Genomic DNA, 24458 nt, shown 5'->3' on the forward strand with positions numbered 1-24458 from the left:
GTATTAGGAAATGTAGTTTATCACTAAAAGTTGAGCTGACATATTTTTAGACAAAAATTAACCATCCTTTGTAACTTCTAGCCATTACTAACCCTTACATAGTCATCTGTAAAATATACTAGAATTGTCAAAAATAGGTTTATGTTTTTCTGATTTATAAAATATTCTCCTTTTCGGTTATCATAGGAAGGAAGAGATAGAGAAGGAGTTTGTAAAAAATGAACATTAGTGATTTTTCAATTAAAAGACCCGTTTTTACAATTGTTACGATGCTATTTGTCATTATTTTAGGTGGGGTTTCATTATTAAAAATACCAATTACGCTAATACCTGAGCTACATCCACCTATAGGTGTCGTTGTTACTTCTTATCCTGGAGCGAGTCCAGCAGAAGTCAATGAAAAGATAACCAAGCCTTTAGAAACAACGCTCGCAACCCTACCAGGTATAAAAAAACTACAGTCTACCTCACAAGAAGGATCCAATTTAATTGTACTTGAGTTTAATTGGTCAACCAATATAGAAGATGTACAGCTTGATATTTTACAGCGAATTGATATGACCCCCTTACCGAGTGATGCTGAAAAGCCTAGCTTTTTAAAGTTTGACCCATCCCAATTTCCGATTATACAGCTTTCGCTTCGTGCAGAAAATGATGATGTAGACGTACGATTATTGGCGGAGGACTTAGAAAAAGAGCTTCGTCGAACAGCAGGAGTCGCAAGTGTAAATGTTTCTGGTAAGCTTGTAGAAGAAGTTCAACTAACTTTAGATGAATCAAAGCTAGTTGAAAAAGGCTTAACGCAAGCGGATATAATACAAATCATTCAATCGAACAATGTATCTCTTCCAGGAGAGCCCGTGTTAACTAACGATGGGAAAATGCTAACTACACGTATCCTGAGCACATTAAGTACAGCTGAAGACATCGCTGATTTAATTGTTTCAGTTAATCCATTAGATGGTAAAGCCTTGACAGTTGGGGAGGTAGCAACTGTTGAACGTGTAGAACAGATATCCATGACCACAACACGAGCAAATAACCATCCAGCTGTATTAATGTCTGTTTTACAGGAGTCAGGTGCGAATACAGCAGAGGTATCGAAGGCCTTTCAAGATGCGTTAAATGAATTATTGGCAAAGAAGCAGTATCAGGGCATTGTTGCTGATGTACTAACAGATCAAGGAAACTATGTAGATTTAGCGATTAGCAATATTGGATCCTCGTTATTATTAGGTGGCTTATTCGCAATGTTCGTGCTTTTTGTCTTTTTACGTAGCGTGAAAAGTCCTATTATTATAGGTATTGCTATTCCATACTCAGTAATTGTCACATTTGTTTTAATGTATTTTGCGAATTTCTCCCTCAATATTATGACATTGGGAGCATTAGCGCTTGGGATTGGGATGCTTGTAGATAATGCCATCGTTGTGATTGAAAATATTGAGCGTCATCTAGGAATTGGCAAGAGCCCTATAGTAGCAGCTAAAGAAGGAACGAAAGAGGTAGCACTTGCTATCACCGCGTCCACTCTTACTACAATTGCGGTATTTATTCCTGTCATGTTTATTGAGGGATTAATAGGACAGATTTTCACAGAATTTGCCTTAACCATATCCTTTAGTTTAATTGCTTCTTTAGTGGTTGCATTAACGGTTGTTCCAATGCTTGCAAGCCGTCTTTTAAAAATAAAAGCTGTTAGCATTTATGAGAAACGTAATGAGTCAATCTTATATAAAAACTATAGAGCTTCCATTGTTTGGGTATTGCAACATCGCATGCTTGTCCTTATCTCAACAATCGTCTGCTTTGGCATCGCACTGTTTGGTCTTATGCGAATCGGTACAGAGTTTTTACCACCGACCGATGAAGGATTTACTTCAATTAGTGTAAATCTAGAGAAGGGTGTTGCTGTATCAGAAACAGAGAAAATAGTTGCGAAAATTGAAGATCGGCTAAAACAGGAGAGGGATGTGGATGTATATGTCAGCTTAGTTGGTGGTACACAACAATCACAGGCTCGGGGACAAACAAGTGCAAATCAGGCAGAGCTTTATGTAAAGCTAGTTCCTTTAGCAGATAGAAAACGTTCAATTTTTGAATTTGTTGAGGAGCTTGAGCAAGATTTACATACTGAGCTTGGTGAACAGGCGGAAATCACCTTTAATGTCTCCACATCAACTGGCTCATCCCCAAATACATTGACATTTAGATTAACAGATTCTGATGAACAGCGACTCCATAGTGCAGTCGATAAAGTACAACAGGAGCTTTTGAAGGTAAATGCTGTTACAAACGTCTCCACAGATTTAGATAACACTGTAAAAGAAATTCAAGTGGAGGTGGACCGAGAAAGGGCAAAAGATTACGGATTTGTTCCTGCACAAATAGCACAAATGGTCAATCAAATGACTAAGGGTCAACTTACAACACAAATCATTGCAGAGGATGGTGCGGTACTACCGGTTTATACAGGCTTTGGACATGTCTTTAATAATAGTATCGAATCTTTAAAATCTATGCAGTTACGTTCTCCTGCAGGCTTATTTGTAAAGCTTGAGGATATAGCTACTGTTGCTGTTCAAGAAGGACCCGTATCGATTAGACGTTCTGATCAAGCGGCTGCTGTAGCATTTTTTGTGGAGTATGAAACGAAGGAATCTTTAGGCGGTATTTCGGCTAAAGTCGACCAAGCATTGCAAAAGGCTAAGTTACCTTCTGAAACCCAGGTAGTCTTTAGTGGAGATCGTGAACTTTATGATAGTGCCATCAATGATATGCTTTTAGCCGTTGCATTAGCTGTAGTGCTCGTATATATCGTAATGGCAGCACAATTCGAATCATTTAAGCATCCATTTGTAATCATGTTTACGGTACCGTTAATGATTATTGGTGTTGCCATAGCAATGTTTATGACAAATACGCTTATTGGGGTGACCTCTGTTATCGGTATATTAGTCCTTGTAGGGATTGTCGTTAATAATGGAATTGTGCTTGTAGATTATATTAATCAGCAAAAGTCTAAAGGAATGGGGACCTATGATGCGATTTTACTTGCTACTCAGGATAGACTTCGCCCAATTTTAATGACGGCGCTCACGACCATTTTAGGTTTGCTGCCACTTGCACTGGGCTTTGGTGAAGGAACAGAGATGAATCAGCCCATGGGTATTGCAGTTATTGGCGGCCTTGTCACATCGACTTTGCTGACATTATATATTGTACCGACTGTTTATAGCTTAATGGATAAAGAAACTCGGAAGATACGGTAGGCTCAGGGGGAGTGAGAGATGGGGGTTCATTTTTTTACAGGTTTTCCAGGATTCATTTCAAGTCAATTGATAAGGGAGATATTTCGAAAAAATCAGGCACAGGAAGTTGTAGTTATCGTTTTAGCAGGAGAATTAGTAAAGGCTAATATTGAAAAAGATTCTATTATTGTGGAGTTTCCAAATTGTTTGATTCGTATAGTAGAGGGAGATATTACATTACCGAATCTTGGACTAGAAAATCAAACAGTACAGGAAGTAGTGCCTCAAATAGAAGTGCTTTGGCACCTAGCAGCCATATATGATTTAGCAGTCCCACGTGACATAGCCTGGAAGGTAAATGTGCATGGTACAACGATGGTCAATGATTTTGTTCGAAGTCTTCCAAATTTAAGACGTTATATGTACTTTAGTACAGCCTATGTGGCAGGTACACGTGAAGGTGTTTTAAAAGAAAATGAACTCGTTCGTCCTCCTGCATTTAAAAACTATTATGAGGAAACAAAATATGAAGCTGAGCATCGTGTAGAAGATTTAAAATCAGAAATTCCATTAACCATTATTCGACCTGGTATTGTGCGTGGTCATTCTGAAACAGGAGAAACAATCAAATTTGATGGACCTTACTTCTTTTTAAATATGGTAGATAAATTAAAATGGTTACCCTTTATTCCGTATATCGGTCAATCTACATCAACAATTAATGTAGTTCCAGTAGATTATATTATTAATGCTTCAACGTATCTTGTTGATGAAAAATGTGCTGAAGGGAAAACCCTGCATTTAACAGATCCGAATCCGCATCCTGTTCAAGCAGTATACCGGACAATGGTGAAATTATTAACGAGTCAATCTCCTAAGGGACAATTTCCATTGATTCTAGCAAAAGTATCCTTGCGAGTACCACTTATTCGAAAAAAACTTGGAGTAGAGCAGGAAACGTTAGACTATTTAACGTGGAATGCTCACTTTGATACAACGGAAGCAGTAGCAATCTTGACAAAGGGTGGGATTACATGTCCTGATTTTATAGATACGATGCCCATAATGATTGATTTCTATTTAGCGCATAAAGAAGAAAAAAACTATCAAATTCAGATAAAATAGAATTATTCTTTTATCTTTTTTGCTATGAAGATGAATTAGTGGATAGATCATTTTGCCACGCTTTCATGTTAGTGCTATAATAATTTTTACAGAAGAACACCTTCGACATTTTGTCAAAGGGGAGTAGCTAACAGATACGAGCGTTGTAGCTGGTTTCACATTCGTCAAGACATGGTATTTACCATCGGGTGTGATAGTAAATAACTTTATGCTTTCTAGCCTGGAGTTGAAATTTTCTGATAGAAGGGATTTATCTTCATTCAGCAAATGTTTTTTGTATCGAAAGCATGGCGGCTGATACAGAAAACTCCCACCTCTAAAGGTGGTGAGATGAAATGAAAATCCGTGACATCCGCCAATTACGCCAAGGCGTAATTGATTTACTTAGCGAGACCTTTGCCTTTTCATAGGGCAGAGGTCTTTTCTTTTGTACCTGTATAGTAATGACTAATTTGGGTATACAGAGGTAGAGGAGGCACTTATATGGAAGCAATTTTATTACAGTATGGGTGGGTACTTATTGTACTGATTATTTTAGAAGGATTATTAGCAGCAGATAATGCAGTTGTAATGGCTGTAATGGTGAGACATTTACCGCGTGATCAACAAAAAAAGGCTTTATTTTATGGATTATTTGGTGCATTAATTTTCCGATTTTCAGCGCTTTTTATTATTACAGTGCTAGTGAATTATTGGCAGATTCAAGCACTAGGAGCAGCATATTTATTATTCATGTCAGCTAAAAATATATATGATTTACGCCATAAAGAGGATTCAACAGACGAAACGAATGAGAAAGTAGCAAAAAGAGGTAGTGGTTTCTGGATGACAGTGCTTAAGGTGGAGGCTGCGGATATTGCATTTGCTATTGATTCTATGCTTGCAGCAGTAGCTATAGCGGTCACACTACCAGAACTAGGGCATTTTGATATTGGTGGTATCAATGGTGGTCAATTTGCAGTGATGCTACTTGGAGGATTTATTGGTGTTATCATGATGCGATTTGCTGCACAATGGTTTGTAAAAGTATTAAATGACTATCCTTCACTTGAAACGGCTGCATTTTTAATTGTTGGTTGGGTAGGTGTCAAGCTTGTTGTGTTAACATTGTCACACGAAAGAGTAGGTATTTTACCAGTAGAGTTCCCTCATTCTACAGCGTGGGAGGTAACTTTTTGGGTTGTACTAATAGCAATTGCACTAGTTGGTTACTTAGTAGGTGTAAGGAATAAACAACATACACATTAATTTTTTGAGGAATAGTCATATCTATTCCTCTTTCTTTTTTGACGTATTTTTTCTATACTAATATCTATCGAGTTTAGAGTATGGAAGGAGTTAAGAAAGTGCCTTGGAAAAAATCATCGAATAGGCTTGTAACGCCGTTTCAGGTACTAGTATCTTATTATTTTATAGCGATAGCCATTTCCTTCCTGTTACTACGACTTCCGGGCGTTCATCAAGAAGGTGTGAAAGTTTCGTTATTAGATAGCTTGTTTACAGCAGTAAGCGCAGTAAGTGTAACGGGTTTAACAACATTTAATATTTCAGAGACGTATACAACCTTTGGACTCGTAATGGTGCTTGTTATTCTGCAGCTTGGAGCCATTGGCATTATGTCACTCGGTACCTTTGTTTGGTTATTGGTTGGGAAAAAAATAGGCATGCGTGAGCGACAATTAATTATGATAGACCATAACCAATATAATTTATCTGGCGTAGTTCAATTAATACGGGAAATATTAAAAATCTTAATCGGTATTGAGGTTGTAGGTGCATTTATACTAACATTACACTTTACGAATTATTTCGATACGTTAGAGGAAGCTTTTCTACATGGTGTCTTTGCTTCTATTTCCGCCACAACTAATGGTGGTTTCGATATTACAGGAATGAGCTTGCTACCGTTTCATAACGATTATTTTGTTCAATTGATTACGATGGTATTAATTGTCCTTGGCGCAATAGGCTTCCCGGTACTTATAGAAGTAAAAACTTTTTTAATGAATCGGCATGCAAATTTCCGATTCAGTTTATTTACAAAAATTACTACCTCCACGTATGCAATTTTATTTGTAGTTGGTGCTGTCGTAATTTTTCTGCTTGAATCATTTCATTCATTTAAGGGAATGGCTTGGCATGAGGCGCTGTTTTCTGCTATGTTTCATTCGGTTTCGACACGCTCAGCAGGGCTTACAACATATGATGTAACAACATTTAGTGAAGCAACAGATATTTTTATGAGTTTCCTAATGTTTATCGGTTCTTCACCTAGCTCAGTTGGTGGTGGGATACGTACAACAACATTTGCCATGGCTATCCTATTTCTTATTACCTTTGCAAGAGGAAGAGAGGATATTCAAGTGTTTGGACGTGAAATACATTTAATTGATGTCTTTCGCTCGTTTGTTGTTATTTTGTTAGCTTTCTTTATGGTCTTGGTTGCGACTATTATTTTACTTATTACCGAGCCGCATGCATCACTGATACAAATCATTTTTGAAATTACCTCAGCATTCGGTACATGTGGCATGTCATTAGGAATTACTTCTGATTTATCAATAGTCGGCAAAATTATCATTATTATTTTGATGTTTGTTGGTCGTGTTGGCTTAATTTCCTTCCTTTATACTCTTGGTGGAGGAGGAAGAGGTAAAAAATCAAGCTATCATTATCCAAAGGAACGTGTAATTATTGGGTAACAGGGTTTTGTCATAACCTGAGTATACGTTAAAAAGTATATTTAACGTGTATTCGGGTTTCTTTTTAACTTGGTAAAGGCAATAGAAAAATCGCTAAAAAAACAATTTTCGTTAAAATGTCAAAAAATTTAAAATTATTTATCCCGAATGTATTATTATCGAAATGGGTATTAATTACAAGATGATTATGTTCTTCAGCTAAGAATTTAGCACTAAGAATTTTTGGGTTATTTGTGCTACCATTACTAAGGGAAAGTAACAGAAGTGAACTTCCTGTTTGTCTGTTCATTATGGTTACTTTTGAAGAGTTAAATAGGTTTGGGAAATTTAAGAATTCTTTAAGAATAGAAAAACGCCAATCCTAACGTTGATTTTATAGGATTAGCGTTTTTAATTATATAGAATGGATGGACGCAAAGTACGGGGCTTGTCCATGACGGAAATATGTGAATAGATAGCCGTTTTTTTGTACAATTTTGCCTTTTGTGAAATTTTGGTAATCCAAGTGGTGTGGTACTACAAGTGTATGTTTAAATAATTCTTTTTCTGATAAATTGAAATTAGCGAATGTTTCGCCCGCTATTGAAGGGTTTTCACGCAAGGCATTGTAAATTGCTTTTTGCTGTTCTTCAGTAGGACGTTCCTTCCACCATAGTTTGCGAGGCTGGAATTGCTGTACCATCAGATAATCTAGTTGCATTAAGCTTTTAACAATATCTATATTCACACCCTCTATCGTTTCTAAAAACATTAATAAACGATGGAATAAATCCTCAAGTTGATGACCAATTCGGGACCATCCCTTCGATTCCCAATAAGTTCCAAAGTTTTGGAAGAAATCAAAAGGTGTTTCAAAAACTTCCGTTACTAGATATTCAACTGTATGATCCATACGATGATCATTCCAATACTTCTCAAGTACATCCTCGGCATGTTTAATACGGACAATATCGTCGAAGTTTAAGACATTATTAGAGAAAATCTCATAGGGCGCTAAATCAACATAAGTATAGCCGAATTTTTCAGCTTCAAGGCGAAGCCCTGTCCCGCGCAGCAGCTTTAGGAACCCAAGCTGTAATTCCTCAGGTCTCATTGCAAAAACATCATTAAAGGTTTGTCTGAAGCTACCATAGTCCTCTTCAGGCAGACCAGCAATTAAATCTAAATGCTGATCAATTTTCCCTCCATCTTTTACCATGGTCACTGTACGCATTAGCTTTTCAAAATTTTGACGGCGTTTGACGAGTGTATTTGTTAAATCGTTTGTGGATTGTACGCCTATTTCAAAACGGAATAAACCTTTTGGGGCGTTATCATTTAAAAATTGGATGACCTCAGGGCGCATAATATCTGCGGTAATCTCAAATTGAAAGACAACACCTGGCTTATGCTCATCGATTAAAAATTGAAACATTTCCATAGCATAGCTACGACTAATATTAAAAGTACGGTCAACAAATTTAATTGTACGTGCACCATTATTCATTAGAAAACGAATGTCTTCTTTTATTTTTTCACGGTTAAAGTAACGAACCCCTACTTCAATAGAAGATAAGCAAAATTGACAGCTAAACGGACATCCTCTGCTTGTTTCAATATACTGAATTCGTTTGCTGAGGTGTGGAATATCCTCTTCAAAACGAAATGGACTAGGCAATTCTCGTAAGTCTATCTTTGGAGGCTGAGCGTGAATTCTTACTTTACCATCCTCTAAATAACATATCCCTGGTACATCCTCTAATGAAATATCTCCATGTAAATAATGAAGTAATTGTTTGAAAGATGTCTCGCCTTCACCCATGATAATAAAATCAATTTCTTCAATCCTACGTAACCAATAGTGGACATCATAAGAAACTTCAGGCCCCCCCAGCAAAATTTTAACATCGGGGCAGACAGTTTTTAACATTTTAATAACATGAATAGTTTCTTCAATATTCCAGATGTAGCAACTAAATCCTACAATATCAGGTTTTTTTTGAAATAAATCTGATACAATATTAAAAGAGGGATCTTTAATTGTGTATTCTGCAATAATTGGATTGAATTCTGGTAAAGCAGCTCCTTTTAAGTAACGCAATGCTAAATTTGTGTGAATATACTTTGCGTTTAAAGTAGTTAAAATAGTATTCATTCAATAATCTTCCTTTCAACATCTAATTGTAACAGTCAAGTAGCTATCATACAATATAATCCTTTTTACCTATTTATTTTGTGAACGGTTCGTGAAATAATTTTAAATACTTAAATTTACTAAATTTTGTAATAATAGAATCGTACAGTCATAAAGTATAGTAAAGGCTCAAAATTCAATTTAGAGGTTTTTTACTCTTTTGAAAGGTTCGGTGAGAAAGTTGAAGCAAAATGATATTAATCAATGTTTTGGAAATCTTATGAAAAGTACTTCGTCACCAACACTTATTCTGAATAAAGCAGGAAAAATTTTAAACGTTAATGAAGCTGCTATAAAACTTTTTAACCTGAATTTAACGTATATTGGCTATTTAGCAATGGACGAGCCATCCAATTTAAAATGGGCGAAGTTTGTCAAACAACTACAAAACGACCTGAGATCTGAAGAAATCTTTAATATTCGTATTGCAGGTAACGAATTTGAGATGATGTCCTTCAAATGTTTTTATGATCCAAATACAGGGGAAATCGTTGCCCAAATATCAACATTAAATAATGATGTTGCCCATAGGTTATATGTTAGTCAGGAGCAGGAAAGGTCACAGTCTTTCAATGCATACGATCACTTACCATATGCTGTCATAGTAAGTGATGCTAGCGGGATAATTCTTGGGCTCAATAAGTATGCAGAAATGTATTTAAAATTAGAAAAAACGCAGCTTCTTCATAAAGCACATCAGCATATTTTTGACTCATTTACAATGAAAAAGGGACAAATTACATCCTATCTTTCAAAGTTAATGGGTGAGAAACATGCAAGTATTCATGTTGTTGATGAAACGCAAGTTAGTAGAACATGTTATTATGAAATCTCTAGTGTTTTTGATGAATACAACAATATTATTATCACAGTTATTAATGATGAAACAGAAAAGAAACAACTTCAACATAAAGTTGAGCATCAGCAGGCTTTAAATGTGGTTGGTCAAATGGCAGCAAGCATTGCCCATGAAATTCGGAATCCATTGACTTCACTCAAGGGCTTTACGGAATTATTAAAGCTAAATGCTGATGAAGAATCGCGAATGTATTTATCTGTCATTGATAGTGAGCTACAACGGATGGAACAAATTTTATCCGAGCTTTTAGTATTGTCCAAGCCAACAAGTATGAAGGTGGAATTATTAGATTTGGACAATATTGTGAAGCAAGTGATTGAATTTATGCTTCCGGATGCTTTGATGAAAAATATTATGATTCAATATATTTCTTCTACTAATCAAGCAGCTTATATTGGTGGTAATGAAAATCGTTTAAAGCAAGTTTTCATGAATCTCATCAAAAATGCGATGGAGTCCATGAATAATGGTGGAACAATCACGATAGAAATGAATGTCATTGACTGCACGATGGTTGAACTAATGATTAAAGATGAAGGCAACGGTATGGATAGCAGTACCCTTCAAAACTTATTCCAGCCTTTTTACACGACTAAATCAACAGGGACAGGACTAGGCCTTGCTTTCGTGAAAAAAGTGATAGAAGAGCATGAAGGGTTAATTGGTGTGAATAGTGAATTACAGAAGGGGACATGCTTCCACCTGCAATTCCCTATTTACACATTTAATCAAATGGATGCAGTGGATGTATCGTCGAAGGACTCCGCTTATTTAGTAACATAAGGAAAGTATAAATGGTTGCATAAATGCTTTAAAATGCACGAATTTAGATATTGCTTTTGACAATGCTTTTCTAAAATCGCTATAATGGCATGTATAAAGAGCGAATTGAGAGGAAAAGGATATGACGTCAGAAGATTTAAAGCAATCTTTAAAATTATATATTGTATTATCACGTGCACATAAAGCGATTAATGAGACAACTCATTCATTCTTTCAAGAGAATGGATTAAATCCTACTGAATTTGCTGTATTAGAGCTTCTTTATCATAAAGGAAGACAACCTTTACAGCAAATTGGCAATAAAATTTTGCTAGCCAGTGGGTCTATTACGTATGTCATTGACAAGCTTGAAAAAAGAGGATATTTATTACGTGTCTCTTGTCCAGCAGATCGCCGTGTTACCTATGCAGAAATTACTGAGAAGGGTGAGGCGTTTATGAGTGAGTTATTTCCAAAGCATGAGCGTCATTTGCATGAGCTAGTGAGTGTGTTATCTGTGGAGGAAAAAGATCAAGCCATCAATTTGTTGAAAAAATTAGGGCTGTCCATTAAAGATTTATCTTATTAAGAAGTACCCGATTGTTAAGGGCACTGAAAAAGTCGATTTGCCGTAAAAAATGCGGTGCAAATCGATTTTTTTAGTTTTAAAAAAGATAAAAAGTGAATTTTTTAGTTCTTTATTGCTTTGGGATGTTTTTATGAACAAAAAGACTGTAGGCAACTTTTTAGTTCGTCTACAGTCTTATTTTAATATTTATTGTTTTGAAATTGTTGCCGCCATATTAAGCATAGCATCTGTTAAGTCTAATTCATCATTATCATGGATTATTAGTTTTGTAATTAAGCCATCTTTTTCAAAAACAACCCCAACTACTTTTTCTGTATCGAAATCAACCACATAGCCTTCGATATTTGTTACATTCTTAAATGCTGAAAGTTCCTCAGATGTTAATGCTACTGTTTCCCCGACAGCATTCATATGATCTTGCAAAGAAGTTTTAACATCATTAAAGTTTGCCTGAGAAGCATCTACAGTTTCAATACGCATAAATACTTCATCATTTTCATTTGAGACTAGCATATCTTTACCTGGTTCTTCTTGAGTAAGTGTGAATCCTGGTAGCTGCTGCATTTTATAGCCTTGTTCAACGCTTTTAGATTCACTTGCCTTTTCAGTTTTATCTACACCTTTTTGGACGTATTTAACCTCTTGTTGTGGACTAGTAGAAGTATCTGCGTTTGAATCATTTGATGTAGGCGTTTCTTGCCCTTCACCTGCAGTGTTATCCTCAGATGGTTTTTGTTCATTGGAAGTATTTGATGGCTCATTATTTTGAGCACCTGAACTCTCTGATTTGTCAGTAGTATTACATCCTACAAATAAAACGGCTGTTAGTAATAATGCAAGTAATGAGAATAATTTTTTTTGCATGAAATGCCCTCCTTTTCTAAATTAAACGTTGGTAAAGATAAAATGTTTCCAATTTTTAATGTTATGATGTTAAAGGTAACACTAAAAATAATAATAGTACAAAAACTACATGGGCTACAATAACAAGTGGCATACTTTTACGCCATTCATATAAAAAGCCCCATATGAGGCTAGCTATGAGTGCGGCAACCATACCAAGCATAAAACCGCTTAAGGCAATGGAGATGGCACATAAAATAGCTGTTACAATAACTGCTACAGCAGGACGCATAAAGCGTTTTAACTGTTGTTGAACATATCCGCGCCAAAATAGTTCTTCACCAATAGCTATAATGAATACAAGTAAAATATAGTGCCAAATATTTTGTGGTCCATAGTTTGTTAAAAATTTTTGAACAGATTGTACTAACGAATCATTGATGTATGGTGCAAGCCAATAACCAAAGCGAATGATACCATATGTGATTGTACCGTATCCAATACCAAAGAGTAGGAATTGCCATGTAGGTAATTGATCTTCGATTTTACCGGCTAAAATGGAGATTGCAATACATACAAGCAAAATAAATGCATACAAGTACCAAAATACTGCTTGATTAGCAAAGGTAAAAGCTAGCATGCCATAAACGAATAATAAAGAAAGGAGAAATAATATTGTTTGTTTCGAATTTGTAAGCATAATTCGACCTCCATGCTTTAATTTTATCAAAAAAAAAGTCCCATATCATCTATAAAGACAAATAGGGACTATTCAGACTATTAAGCTTCATTAGTATATAAAATTTTGTATCGTTTATGGTTAACAACTGTTTTCTCTTCGATCTCTAGAGAATCGAAATTCTCCATGTATGTTAAATCTACAATTACCGAATTTTCATTTACCTTTTCAACAATACCTTGCAGACCATTTTTAAACTCGATAATATTTCCAACTTCAGCTATTTTCACAGACAGTCAGCTCCTTCATCGACTAATAATATACAGTTTGCATTAAAAAAAGGGAAACGTAAAGCTTTTTTTGAATAATTCATAATTTATTACACAAAATGATTTAGAAGAAAGGAATAGAATAAATGGATAAATACGAAAATATGCTTAAACAATTACAAAATGGGGAAATTAACAGTATAGAAATTGATAAGGAACAATTTTATGAATTCCGAGAAGTACTGGTAAAACACCCTTTATTCAAACATTTTCGTGGTGAGGCCAAACAAAATGGGCTAGTGATTTACACTTATCAGGAAATTCCTAGAAGTTAATTTGTCGAACATTGTCGGAAGTTAATGCTGTAAGAAATGAAATATAAATGTATAATAATGGTATGATTATTTGTATGTGGAGGGTTGTATGAATGGTCAATCTACTCTTGAAACAAATGGAACAAACTCGTGAGATGATGATTCGCTCAGGTGTAGAAAACGGGTTACAAAACGCAAAAACCATTCAACTGAGTCGCAGATTAGATCAGTTAATGAACACTTATTATAGACAGACAGCATTTGAGGAAGAAGAAGATCAAGAAGAATAAAAGAATGTTCCAGTATTCAGAGTATAAACTTAAAAAAAGATGTTTAAAAAACATTTAACGGGGAATACTTAAATTGAACACAGCAACATTCTCATTTCCCCCTTTAGAGCAGTGATACCCCATCACTTGCTCTCTTTTTTGTTTATTCGTATAATTTTTTAACCATGACATTTTAGTATAAGTCATAAGAAGAGTTTGAATTATTGCACTTATTCCACTACACTGAAAAGACAACAATTAGTGTTAATCATTCATTTTCAATTGATGGCTAGCATGGAATAAGAAGGAGTCACTACATATGGGAAAAGAACGTATTGCATTTATTGGTACAGGCGTTATGGGCGCTAGTATTGTTAAGCATTTATTACACAATGGTCATGAAGTAACGGTTTATACTAGAACTAAAGAAAAAGCTGAACCACTTGTAGCATTAGGTGCAACTTGGGCTAGCTCTCCAGCAGAGGCATTTAAAAATAAGGATTTAGCTTTCACAATGGTTGGATACCCTTCAGATGTAGAGGAAGTATATTTTGGAGACAATGGATTATTTCAATCTGCTGAAACAGGCAATATCTTGATTGATATGACTACTTCAGAGCCGACATTAGCAAAGCAAATTTTTACTCATGCTCAAACGCTTGGGGTAGAAGCGTTAGATGCACCTGTTTCTGGGGGGGATATTGGTGCCCAAAATGGTACATTATCCATTATGGTTGGCGGCAGCAAGGCTACATTTGATAAAGTATTAGCAGTTATGAAACATTTTGGTGAGAATATTGTTTATCAAGGTGAAGCAGGTGCAGGACAGCATGCTAAAATGTGTAATCAGATTGTTATTGCTTCTGGGATGATTGGTGTATGTGAATCATTAGCTTATGGTTTAAAAGCTGGACTTGATTTACCAACAGTATTACAATCGATTGCTTCTGGTGCTGCTGGATCCTGGTCTTTAAGTAATTTAGCACCTCGCATGATTAATGATGATTACGCCCCTGGTTTTTATATTAAACATTTTATCAAGGACATGAAAATTGCTTTAGATGAATCTAAAAAAATGGGGATATTGTTACCAGGTTTAACACTTGCTTATGAAATGTATGAGAAGCTTATTGAAGAGGGCTATGGTGAGTATGGTACGCAGGCACTTTTAAAAGCTTATTAGTAATATTATAGAAAACCCGAAGTATAGGTACTTCGGGTTTTCTCATGTTGTTGAAATACTATTATGTCAAGGAAATCAAGGTGACAAATCAAAAAGTATAGCCCTTTTTCAAAACGAGGGGTTGATCTCCGTTCCGACTGAGTGCTTTCCTGGGGGCGTCCGATGAGCCGCTTCACTCGCGATTGCTCGCTCCAGGGTCTCATCTGTGACGCTGTGATCCCCAAGGAGTCACTCATTCTACACTCCAATCAACCATTGCTCATAGTATTTTCATTGGCATTTCACATAAATGTATAGTGATAAATTGAAGTCTTAACCATCACTATTTTTCGCAAAAAAGAAGCTGATTACATTTTTCTATTCGAAAGCAGTGCGACAGTAATAAGTGGCTCTATGTTTAGTTATAAAGTAGTTTTATGGACAAAATGTAGGTTGACAGCTATAGAATTTTACTACTATTCTATCCATTTAATAATGGTGAGTAATATGCTTTTACTTTACTTTTGAAGGAAGAAAATATTTAAAGTTCTACACTATTGCAGATTGGAGTGCAAGGCTACTCGACTCCCGTGGGATAGTGAACTGCACCCAAAATATTGGACTTAAAAAATCTAATATAAGGGGGTGCAGTTAGTGATTTCTGATGAACAAAAATTAGCCGCTGTTATTGCTTACTTTGAAGAAGATGAAAGTACGTATCAGATTGCAAAAAGATTACAGATTGACCGACATTACATTCGATTATGGATTGAATTATATCGATATCATGGCATCGAAGGAATTATTCGTCCTCAGGGGTACACGAATTATGAAGATTCTTTTAAAATAAAAGTAATTCAACACCTGATAGAGACGGGCGATTCGCTCTTACAGACCGCTGCGAAGTTTAATATTCCTTCTCGTGAAACCGTTCGAAGATGGAAAAAACAATGGATGTCAAAGGCTGGAGAGGTGCTCTATCAAGTAGAAAAGGAGTGCCAATCGATGCCAAAAAAACATACCCCTGCGACCGATTTAAATGAGAAAACGATGGATGAGTTAAAAGAAGAAATTGAATATTTACGTATGGAAAATGCCTATTTAAAAAAGTTGAAAGCCTTAGCTCAAGAAAAGGATGCATTCAAACCAAAGAAAAAGTAAGAGCTGTATATGAGCTAAGGCTGGATTTTCCTCTTCAAGCTCTATTAAAGGTGGCAAAACTAAAGAAAAGTACGTATTATTATCACCTTCAAAAATGGACAAAACCAGATAAATATCAAGAGATCAAAGAACGAATCCAGACGCTTTTTCATCATCATAAGGGGCGTTATGGTTATCGTCGTATTTGTTTAGCCCTCCGTAATGAAGGATTTTTCATCAATCATAAAACGGTTCAACGATTGATGCAGGAATTGGGCCTAAAAGGGACGGTACGCCCTAAAAAATACCGCTCGTATAAAGGGACAGTGGGCTATGTCGCAGAGAATCTAATTCAGCGCGATTTTGAAGCCACTGAACCAAATCAGAAATGGGTAACCGATGTAACTGAATTTAAAATGAATGGCCAAAAAATCTATATTTCAGCTGTATTAGATTTATTCAGTCGAGAAATTGTTGGATATGAGGTATCGAAGTCACCTAATTTTGAGTTAGTTCAACAGTCTTTTAAAAAGGCGTTTACGTATACAAAGTTACTGGAAAAGAATGACTTAATCATTCATTCTGATCAAGGATGGTTATATCAAATACCGCGTTTTCAAGAGTTATTAGCAACTTATGAAATCAAGCAAAGTATGTCACGGAAAGGAAATTGTTTAGATAATGCCGTGATAGAAAGCTTTTTTGGCATAATGAAATCAGAATTTCTGTATACCACTACGTTTAAAAACTATGAAGAATTCAAAAAAGCGTTAGCAGACTATATCTATTATTACAATCATGAACGGATAAAAATAAAACTCAATGGAAAAAGTCCAGTTGAGTTTCGAAAGGTTTCTTAAAAAGTTCAAATTTTTGGGGTCAGATCATAGCGAGACAGACGAGACCCTGCACGGAGCGTCAGCGCAGGAAGCGGCTCGTCGCTCGCCCACTGGAAAGCGAGTAGCCTGGAACGGAAATCACCTTTATTTTGGCTAAATATTCACATAGAGTCCCTTGACTATTTAGTTTTTCAACACTATGAGAAAACCCGAAGTATTGGTACTTCGGGTTTTCTTTTTCTAAAGCTGCTCACTACCACACAGAAAATAGAGAGCTGCGGAAAACATTACTCTTTTTTGAAAAGTTTCGCATCTAAAGAGTAGCTAGATGCTCCAGCAAGGGCAAAGTATAAAGCAATGGCACCTAAAGCTAGGTCTAATTCATAGCCTGCCAATCCATTCTCTCCGATAAAACCAACACTAAGCTTCGCTGTAAAAATAGCAACTACCATTGTTGCAGTCAATAAAGCCCCAAAAAGTCTTGTACCCAAGCCTAAAATGATCGCAGCACCACCTACTAATTCGATGATAGCTACAACATAAGCCATAAAGCCGGGGATTCCAAGGGAACTAAAATAATCAGCTGTAAAGCTAATACCACCCTGAAATTTTTGATATCCATGAACTGCAAAAATAATGCCAAGTACGACACGTAAAATAGTTGATCCAATATTTTGCATTTTTAATGATCTCCTTTCGCTTACATTTCGTAACTTAGTTTATTTTTAAAAACGACTTTTGTCAAGTAACTAAGTTTTATTTTTTAAAACTGCTTTTGAAAAAATGATATACTATTAAATAAGAAAAAATGACGATGGAGGCAGGTAGATTGGAGCAAAAAAAAATTTGTCCACGCTTTGAAAGGGCGCTAACCATATTGAATCATCGCTGGAACACCTTGCTTATTTATCAGTTATTAGAAGGTCCTAAAAGGTTCTCAGCTATCAAAAATCAACTAGGAATCAGCAGCAGAGTGTTAACAGAAAGATTAAAGGAATTAGAGATTGAACAAATTGTCACACGGACAGTTATTCCTTCAACCCCAGTAGTGATTGAATATGAGCTAACAGCAAAAGGGCATGCACTTGCGCCAGTTCTTCAGGCAATTGAAGAATGGTCTTCCATGTGGGTAAATATCAAGGAATAGTGGAGTGAATATCCAAGCGAGGGGGCTTGGATATTCTTTTTGCTAGTCGATAATAATTTGTAAATAATATTATTTTTTTTTAAACAAAAGGTATTTTTTATTACAGAGAGAAATTAATTTAATATTATAGAGAATAGGAGGAGGGGGTTTATGAAGAGGGGCTCAGCAGTAGACACACAACATAGAAGTCAATTTGCACTTTATTTATCGCTGCCAATACTTTCATGGGCATTTTATGATTTTGCAAATACAATTTTTTCTTCAAATATTAATACAATATTTTTCCCGTTTTATATGGATGAGGTTTTAGGAACAAATGAAGTTATGCAGCAAGTTGCAAGTACATTTATTTCTTATGCAAATGCCATTGCAAGCTTTTTACTTGTTGTGTTTTCACCATTGTTTGGCGTATGGGTTGATAATACAGGCTATAAGAAGAGATTTATCGTATGGTTTGCATCCATTTCTATATTCTTTACCTTTATGATGGGGATCTTTGCGAATCTACAGACGACCACGAATTTTTCAGGTGTGTCACTAAGTTTATTTTTAGTTGTAGCTAGTTTTGTCATTGCAAAATTTTTCTTTAATTCTAGTCTAGTATTCTATGATTCAATGATGGCAGATTTAGGAACAAAAGAGGAGATGCCTCTTATTTCTGGCTATGGTGTAGCAATTGGTTATTTGGGGACAATTTTCGGCTTACTCGTTTATTTGTATGTAGGAAACAGTGATTTTCATCGAGCATTTATTCCAACCGCAATTTTGTATTTATTATTTTCATTGCCTTTATTTTTTATTAATAAAGATACACCGTTTCCAAAATCTCAGCGGAAGTCTATAAAGTTCCTAGAAGGCTATAGGGAAATTATTCAGACCTTTAAGGATATGAAGCAATATAAGGCAATTTTCACCTTTATGATTGCTTATTTCTTTTTAAATGATGCTATTGCCACAACGATTGCTATGATGGCTGTTTATGCCACAACAATTGTCGGCTTTACATCAGGTCAGTTTATCGTTCTATATTTAGTATCGACTGTTTCAACAATTATTGGCTCACTTGCGTTTGGTTATATTACAAAGGCAATCGGAGCAAAGCGTGCCATCACTTTAGTTGCGATATTAATGATTGTCGCTTTAGCATTTGCTGTCTTTGCTACTGCACAATGGATGTTCTGGATTGCTGGTAGTATGTTTGGTATATCTTTAGGCTCAATGTGGGTGACCTCGAGAACCTATATCATTGAACTTTCTCCAGATGAAAAACGTGGACAATTTTTTGGGTTGTTTGCATTTTCAGGTAAAGTATCCTCCATCATTGGACCAGCAGTCTACGGGACAGTTACATTATGGATGAAAGATTATGGAACATTAGCAAGTAGGGTGGCACTTTCCACATTAATTGTAATGACGGTAATCGGTCTATTTGTACATTTAAAAGTTCATGATAAAAATGGAAATAGCAAGTAGGAGAAATGTATTGCCTATGATACAATTGAATTATAAAAAGAAGTTGAACAGAAAGGAGCGGGGTTGCTTTGGAACAAAAAGGTATATTATTAGAAAGTGGCACAAATGAGCTAGAAATCGTTGAATTCGAAGTGGCTAACAATAAATTTGGTATTAACGTTATTAAAGTAAAAGAAATTATTCAACCGATTCCAGTAACATTTATTCCACACGCGCACCCGCATGTAGAGGGGATTATTCAATTACGAGGAGAGGTATTACCAGTAGTTGATATGCTTCGTGTTTTAGGGATTCAACATTCAGAGCGCAATCCTCAACAAAAATATATAGTTGCAGAATTTAATAAACAACGCGTTGTATTCCATGTTGATAATGTTACACAGATTCATCGAATTTCATGGAATCAAATTGAGAAACCTTCAGATATGTATCAAGGAGGTACCTCACAAGTAATTGGTGTTATTAAACAAAATGAGCAGATGATTCTGTTACTAGATTTCGAAAAAATTATGGTGGACATTAATCCAGATTCAGGTATTAGTGTAGAATCTGTTAAAAAGCTTGGTCAACGTGAGCGCTCTGAAAAACGTATTTTGATTGCGGAAGACTCACCATTATTACGGAAGCTATTATTTGATACGATGAGCGAAGCAGGCTATGTTAATGTCGAATTTTTCGAAAATGGTCGTGATGCCTATGAATACTTAGAATCCATTGTCAAAGGTGGAAGCGATGTATCAGAGCATGTTCAATTAGTGGTGACTGATATTGAAATGCCACAAATGGATGGGCATCATTTAACACGAAAAATCAAGGAACATCCGGATCTTAAAAAGCTCCCTGTCATTATCTTCTCAAGCTTAATTACAGATGATCTTCGACATAAAGGTGATAAAGTAGGCGCGGAGGATCAAATCAGTAAACCTGAAATTGCTGAGCTTATTTTACGTGTAGACCAGTTGATTTTATAGATTTACTGTCAATATTGGATAGAGTAAAAAGGTACTTCACAATATTAATAATGGGTATCCTGAACGTATCATTAATAACTGAAAGAAAGTCGGATGCCCGTAAAGGAGTCCGACTTTTTTGTATAGATAAATGTGCCAAAAACAAAATAAGACTGTGCATATGCATGTAGGCATTTAAGGAAGTGATTATTTGAATGAATTAAAAACGGCAATTATCGATATTGGTTCTAACACCATTCGATTAGTACTGTATCTATACGATAAAGAAGAGGGACTTCGTGAACTTGGGAATATTAAAACAGTTGCACGTTTACGTACCTATTTACAACCCTCTGGAGAAATGTCTGAAGAAGGCATACAAGTATTGACCGAAACGTTATTAACGTTTAAAGCAATGCTTGACGATTTTGAAGTAACTGATGTTAAAGCTGCTGCAACAGCTGCTATACGCCAAGCTACGAACAGAGCTGAAATTATTGACCGAATGAAGGCAATAACAGGTATACAAATAGACCTTTTATCTGAGGAAGAAGAGGCTTATTTTGGCTTTGTTGCTGTAGCCCATTCAATGGGTACTAAATCTGCTGTAACTATTGACATTGGCGGTGGAAGTACTGAAATTACACTATTCGAAAACAAAGAACTTCAGAAATCTTACAGTTTCCCATTCGGTACAGTGTCTTTAAAGCAGCGCTTTGTTAAAGGTGACATCATTAATAGCAGTGAAAAAAAGGAGCTCATTGCATTTATCAAAGAGCAATTTAAAGCACTTCCATGGATTCAAAACGTTGGATTACCGATTATCGCTATTGGTGGAAGTGCACGAAATATTGCTCAAATTCATCAACAAAAATGCGACTATCCAATTGCAAGTGTCCATGGCTATGAAATGTCAAAGGAAAATTTAGATGACCTTAGTGAATTTTTAGGAGAATTGAGCTTCCATGATTTGAAGCAATTAGATGGGCTTTCAGCGGATCGAGCAGATATTATAGTTCCAGCTTTGGAAGTTTTTCGCGTTCTAATGGAGGTAGCTGGAAGTGAAGTGTTCCAACTAACGAAAAAGGGCTTACGTGAGGGGCTTACTATTCAACGAATTTTACAGACGGACCCAAGTGCTTATGATAAATACAATGTATTTGAGGGAAACGCTAGAAGATTAGCTCGTCAGTATGGTCGAACAGAAGACGAGGTCGACTATTTAATGCATTTAGCTGATCAATTATATCGTGAGTGCTGCCATTTAAAATATTTGCAATATAATCCAAAAGATTTGCAATTATTGACGAAAGCGGCGAAAGTATTCAATATTGGCGAATATATTGAGTTAAGCTCTGCAAGTCAGCATACTTTTTATTTACTAGCAAACCAAACTATAGACGGATTAAATCACAAGGAACGCGTAAAATTAGCACTTCTTGCTTCTTATAAAAATCGAGATTATTATCAGCGATTTGCAGCTCCATTTGAGGACTGGCTGGGACGTGAGGAATACCGGAAAATACGAGACTTTGGTGCACTTTTAAAATTTATTTATGCTTTGAATGTCTCTAAAAGAAGAATTGTACATGCTATTGAAATGCACAATGAAGAGGATTATGTACAGCTTGGTATATACGTAAAAAATCATGCTGCTGCCGAAAAATATCAAGCAAATCGACATAAAAAACATCTTGAACGTGCATTAAAGATACCAATAAAAATAAACTTTATTGAAGAAGGGTTGATTAATGATGACAACTGAATTGACGAATAATCAGCTAGAGGAGGAAGTTTCAGAAACACAAAGTCGATTATTAGAGGAAATTGCCAAGCCTCAATATTATAATAATCGTGAATTAAGCTGGCTTGCCTTCAATGAACGAGTTTTAGAGGAGGCAGAGGATGTTAATAACCCTCTGCTAGAACGTCTAAAATTTTTAGCCATTTTTAGCTCAAATTTAGACGAGTTTTTTATGGTTCGTGTAGCAGGTTTGCAGGATCAGGTACGTGCAGGATTCCATAAGGCTGAAAATAAGTCTGGTTTAACACCGAAAGAGCAACTTGCTAAAATTGCAGAGCGTACTCAAGCATTAGTGCGTCGCCAAACGGAGGTATACAGACATTTAATCTATGATTTATTACCCCAACACAATGTACATATTGCAGACATCAAAGATTTAAATAGTACACAAAAAGCATTCATCAATGAAATGTTTGCAGAAACAATCTTCCCTGTGCTGACACCTGTTGCAGTAGATGCCTATCGTCCTTTCCCAACATTGCTTGGTAAAACATTAAATTTACTTGTATTATTGGAGCAAGATGAGACAGATCTAGAAAGTCGCGAAAAAGTCGCGATTGTACAGGTACCATCTGTATTAGATCGTTATATTAAAGTTCCTTCAGCAGAAGGAGAATCAGTAGTTGTTCTTTTAGAAGACGTGATAGTAGCCCATATAGAGAAGCTCTTTTATGGCTATAGTGTTAAATCAGCACAGGCTTTCCGTTTAACACGTAATGCTGATTTAACCATTCATGAAGAAGGGGCAAGGGATTTACTGGTTGAAATTGAGAAAGAGCTGAAAAAGCGTAAATGGGGCGTTGGAAGTCGCCTAGAAGTACGTGAGGGTGAAATGAATGAAGAAGTTCTCAATTATCTGCTAGATGAATTTGAAATAGAGGAATCAGATGTCTTTCATATTGACGGACCATTAGATTTAACATTTATGTTTTCCTTTGTAAAGGGCATAGCAGTTGGTAGAGAGCATCTGGAATATGAGAGTTTTATCCCGCAGCCTCCTTTAGATCTACAATCTGATGAAAATATTTTTGAAAAGGCATTGCAGCAGGATATCTTTTTCCACCATCCATATGAATCCTTTGCACCTATTGTTGATTTTATCTCAGAGGCGGCAATGAATCCGAATGTATTGGCTATTAAACAAACATTGTATCGAGTAAGTGGAAATTCTCCAATTATACAGGCATTAAAGCTCGCAGCTGAAAACGGCAAGCAGGTAACGGTTTTAGTTGAATTAAAGGCTCGTTTTGATGAGGAAAATAATGTGCATTGGGCAAAGCAACTGGAGCAAGCTGGCTGTCTCGTTATTTATGGTATGAATAATTTAAAAACACATTCTAAAATAACGCTTGTTGTGAGTCGCCGTAACGGAAAAATTGAACGCTTTGTCCATTTAGGTACAGGAAATTATAACGATGCTACTGCAAAAATTTATACAGATATGGGCATAATAACGACAGATAAGGAATTTGGTATTGATGCTACTAACTTCTTTAATTATTTAAGCGGCTATACAGAGAAGCCTACTTTTAATCATTTAGTTGTGGCACCGTTTGATATTCGAGATGAATTTATACGATTAATGGATGAGGAAATAGCCTGTCATAAGAAGTATGGAAATGGTTTTATTCGTGCAAAAATGAATTCACTCACAGATAAAGATTTAATGATGAAGCTATATGAGGCGTCCATTGCAGGTGTCAAAGTGGAGCTAATTATTCGTGGCATTTGTTGTATTAGACCTGGAATTCCTGGCATTAGTGACAATATCACTGTAACGAGTATTGTTGGCCGTTTCCTTGAACATTCCCGTATTTATTGGTTCCATCATAATGGGGAAAACAAAGTCTATTTATCTTCAGCGGATATGATGACACGCAATATGATTAAACGTGTAGAAATTTTATTCCCTGTATATGCAAGTGAAGCAAAAGCTCGTATTATTAACATCATGAATACACAACTTGAGGATACTGCCAAAGCACGTATTCAAGATTCTAATGGCAAATATCATTACAAAGAGTTTGATCGAAGTGAAGATCCTATTAATAGTCAAGAAATGTTCTTAAAGGATGCACTAAAGCCTACGCTAGACGAAGAATAAAGCA

At 35.8% G+C, this 24458-nt stretch carries 21 protein-coding genes; 16 read left to right on the forward strand and 5 right to left on the reverse strand.

Features of this window, described 5'->3' with window-relative positions; translation table 11 throughout:
- The first annotated feature begins 218 nt into the window (after positions 1 to 218).
- The 4 genes from QNH24_RS04535 (at position 219) to QNH24_RS04550 (ending at position 7078) form a co-directional block, all read left to right on the forward strand.
- Positions 219 to 3272, forward strand: coding sequence for an efflux RND transporter permease subunit (locus tag QNH24_RS04535; protein WP_283870944.1), 3054 nt, complete (start codon positions 219 to 221; stop codon positions 3270 to 3272).
- Positions 3273 to 3290: 18 nt separating this feature from the next.
- The gene (locus tag QNH24_RS04540) at positions 3291 to 4376 is read left to right on the forward strand and encodes an SDR family oxidoreductase (RefSeq protein ID WP_283870945.1); all 1086 of its coding nucleotides are present in this window, start codon (positions 3291 to 3293) and stop codon (positions 4374 to 4376) included.
- A 483-nt stretch (positions 4377 to 4859) separates the two neighbouring features.
- Positions 4860 to 5624 (forward strand): TerC family protein, encoded by a 765-nt coding sequence (locus QNH24_RS04545; RefSeq protein WP_283870946.1) that lies wholly within the window; start codon positions 4860 to 4862, stop codon positions 5622 to 5624.
- 98 nt (positions 5625 to 5722) lie between these two features.
- The gene (locus QNH24_RS04550) at positions 5723 to 7078 is read left to right on the forward strand and encodes a TrkH family potassium uptake protein (RefSeq protein WP_283870947.1); all 1356 of its coding nucleotides are present in this window, start codon (positions 5723 to 5725) and stop codon (positions 7076 to 7078) included.
- A 394-nt stretch (positions 7079 to 7472) separates the two neighbouring features.
- Here QNH24_RS04550 and QNH24_RS04555 read toward each other — a convergent pair whose 3' ends face one another.
- Entirely contained in the window at positions 7473 to 9212 is a 1740-nt protein-coding gene (locus QNH24_RS04555; protein ID WP_283870948.1) for a B12-binding domain-containing radical SAM protein, read from the reverse strand.
- A gap of 259 nt (positions 9213 to 9471) precedes the next feature.
- Between QNH24_RS04555 and QNH24_RS04560 the strand changes: the two genes are divergently transcribed.
- Positions 9472 to 10893 carry a PAS domain-containing sensor histidine kinase gene (locus QNH24_RS04560; protein ID WP_283870949.1) on the forward strand — a complete coding sequence of 474 codons (1422 nt, stop codon included), beginning with the start codon at positions 9472 to 9474 and terminating at the stop codon, positions 10891 to 10893.
- Positions 10894 to 11014: 121 nt separating this feature from the next.
- Complete coding sequence (locus QNH24_RS04565; protein WP_054770115.1) at positions 11015 to 11461, forward strand: MarR family winged helix-turn-helix transcriptional regulator; 447 nt, start codon at positions 11015 to 11017, stop codon at positions 11459 to 11461.
- Between the two features lie 186 nt (positions 11462 to 11647).
- Here the strand turns inward: QNH24_RS04565 and QNH24_RS04570 are convergent, their stop codons facing one another.
- The 3 genes from QNH24_RS04570 to QNH24_RS04580 all read right to left on the reverse strand — a co-directional run bounded on the left by QNH24_RS04570 (position 11648) and on the right by QNH24_RS04580 (position 13273).
- Complete coding sequence (locus tag QNH24_RS04570) at positions 11648 to 12325, reverse strand: DUF8580 domain-containing lipoprotein (RefSeq protein ID WP_283870950.1); 678 nt, start codon at positions 12323 to 12325, stop codon at positions 11648 to 11650.
- Between the two features lie 61 nt (positions 12326 to 12386).
- Positions 12387 to 13004 (reverse strand): CPBP family intramembrane glutamic endopeptidase, encoded by a 618-nt coding sequence (locus QNH24_RS04575; RefSeq protein WP_283870951.1) that lies wholly within the window; start codon positions 13002 to 13004, stop codon positions 12387 to 12389.
- A gap of 80 nt (positions 13005 to 13084) precedes the next feature.
- Positions 13085 to 13273: a YkvS family protein gene (locus QNH24_RS04580; protein WP_054770113.1), complete on the reverse strand. Its 189-nt coding sequence runs from the start codon at positions 13271 to 13273 to the stop codon at positions 13085 to 13087.
- A 125-nt stretch (positions 13274 to 13398) separates the two neighbouring features.
- Here QNH24_RS04580 and QNH24_RS04585 point away from each other — a divergent pair, with 125 nt between their 5' ends.
- From QNH24_RS04585 to QNH24_RS04605, 5 genes are all read left to right on the forward strand, one after another.
- On the forward strand, positions 13399 to 13587 hold the full coding sequence (locus tag QNH24_RS04585) for a hypothetical protein (RefSeq protein ID WP_054770112.1): 189 nt from the start codon (positions 13399 to 13401) through the stop codon (positions 13585 to 13587).
- 92 nt (positions 13588 to 13679) lie between these two features.
- Complete coding sequence (locus QNH24_RS04590; protein ID WP_283870952.1) at positions 13680 to 13856, forward strand: aspartyl-phosphate phosphatase Spo0E family protein; 177 nt, start codon at positions 13680 to 13682, stop codon at positions 13854 to 13856.
- A 298-nt stretch (positions 13857 to 14154) separates the two neighbouring features.
- Positions 14155 to 15018, forward strand: coding sequence for an NAD(P)-dependent oxidoreductase (locus QNH24_RS04595; protein WP_283870953.1), 864 nt, complete (start codon positions 14155 to 14157; stop codon positions 15016 to 15018).
- Positions 15019 to 15651: 633 nt separating this feature from the next.
- A complete protein-coding gene (locus QNH24_RS04600) occupies positions 15652 to 16158 on the forward strand; it encodes a helix-turn-helix domain-containing protein (protein WP_283870954.1) in 507 nt (168 codons plus the stop codon).
- Positions 16137 to 16997, forward strand: coding sequence for an IS3 family transposase (locus QNH24_RS04605; RefSeq protein WP_283872741.1), 861 nt, complete (start codon positions 16137 to 16139; stop codon positions 16995 to 16997). Before QNH24_RS04600 ends, QNH24_RS04605 begins: the two co-directional genes overlap by 22 nt.
- 266 nt (positions 16998 to 17263) lie before the next feature.
- Here the strand turns inward: QNH24_RS04605 and QNH24_RS04610 are convergent, their stop codons facing one another.
- Positions 17264 to 17656 (reverse strand): DoxX family protein, encoded by a 393-nt coding sequence (locus QNH24_RS04610; RefSeq protein WP_283870955.1) that lies wholly within the window; start codon positions 17654 to 17656, stop codon positions 17264 to 17266.
- Between the two features lie 149 nt (positions 17657 to 17805).
- On the opposite strand from QNH24_RS04610, the gene QNH24_RS04615 reads away from it, so the two are divergent.
- The 5 genes from QNH24_RS04615 to QNH24_RS04635 all read left to right on the forward strand — a co-directional run bounded on the left by QNH24_RS04615 (position 17806) and on the right by QNH24_RS04635 (position 24454).
- Positions 17806 to 18123, forward strand: a complete 318-nt coding sequence (locus QNH24_RS04615) for a winged helix-turn-helix transcriptional regulator (protein WP_283870956.1) — start codon at positions 17806 to 17808, stop codon at positions 18121 to 18123.
- 150 nt (positions 18124 to 18273) lie between these two features.
- Positions 18274 to 19596: an MFS transporter gene (locus QNH24_RS04620; RefSeq protein WP_283870957.1), complete on the forward strand. Its 1323-nt coding sequence runs from the start codon at positions 18274 to 18276 to the stop codon at positions 19594 to 19596.
- 68 nt (positions 19597 to 19664) lie between these two features.
- On the forward strand, positions 19665 to 20567 hold the full coding sequence (locus QNH24_RS04625; RefSeq protein WP_283870958.1) for a chemotaxis protein: 903 nt from the start codon (positions 19665 to 19667) through the stop codon (positions 20565 to 20567).
- A gap of 190 nt (positions 20568 to 20757) precedes the next feature.
- Positions 20758 to 22311 carry a Ppx/GppA phosphatase family protein gene (locus QNH24_RS04630; protein ID WP_283870959.1) on the forward strand — a complete coding sequence of 518 codons (1554 nt, stop codon included), beginning with the start codon at positions 20758 to 20760 and terminating at the stop codon, positions 22309 to 22311.
- The gene (locus QNH24_RS04635) at positions 22301 to 24454 is read left to right on the forward strand and encodes an RNA degradosome polyphosphate kinase (protein WP_283872742.1); all 2154 of its coding nucleotides are present in this window, start codon (positions 22301 to 22303) and stop codon (positions 24452 to 24454) included. Before QNH24_RS04630 ends, QNH24_RS04635 begins: the two co-directional genes overlap by 11 nt.
- The last annotated feature ends 4 nt before the right edge of the window (positions 24455 to 24458 follow it).

Origin of the sequence: Lysinibacillus pakistanensis (assembly GCF_030123245.1) — a bacterium.
GTDB lineage: Bacteria > Bacillota > Bacilli > Bacillales_A > Planococcaceae > Lysinibacillus > Lysinibacillus pakistanensis.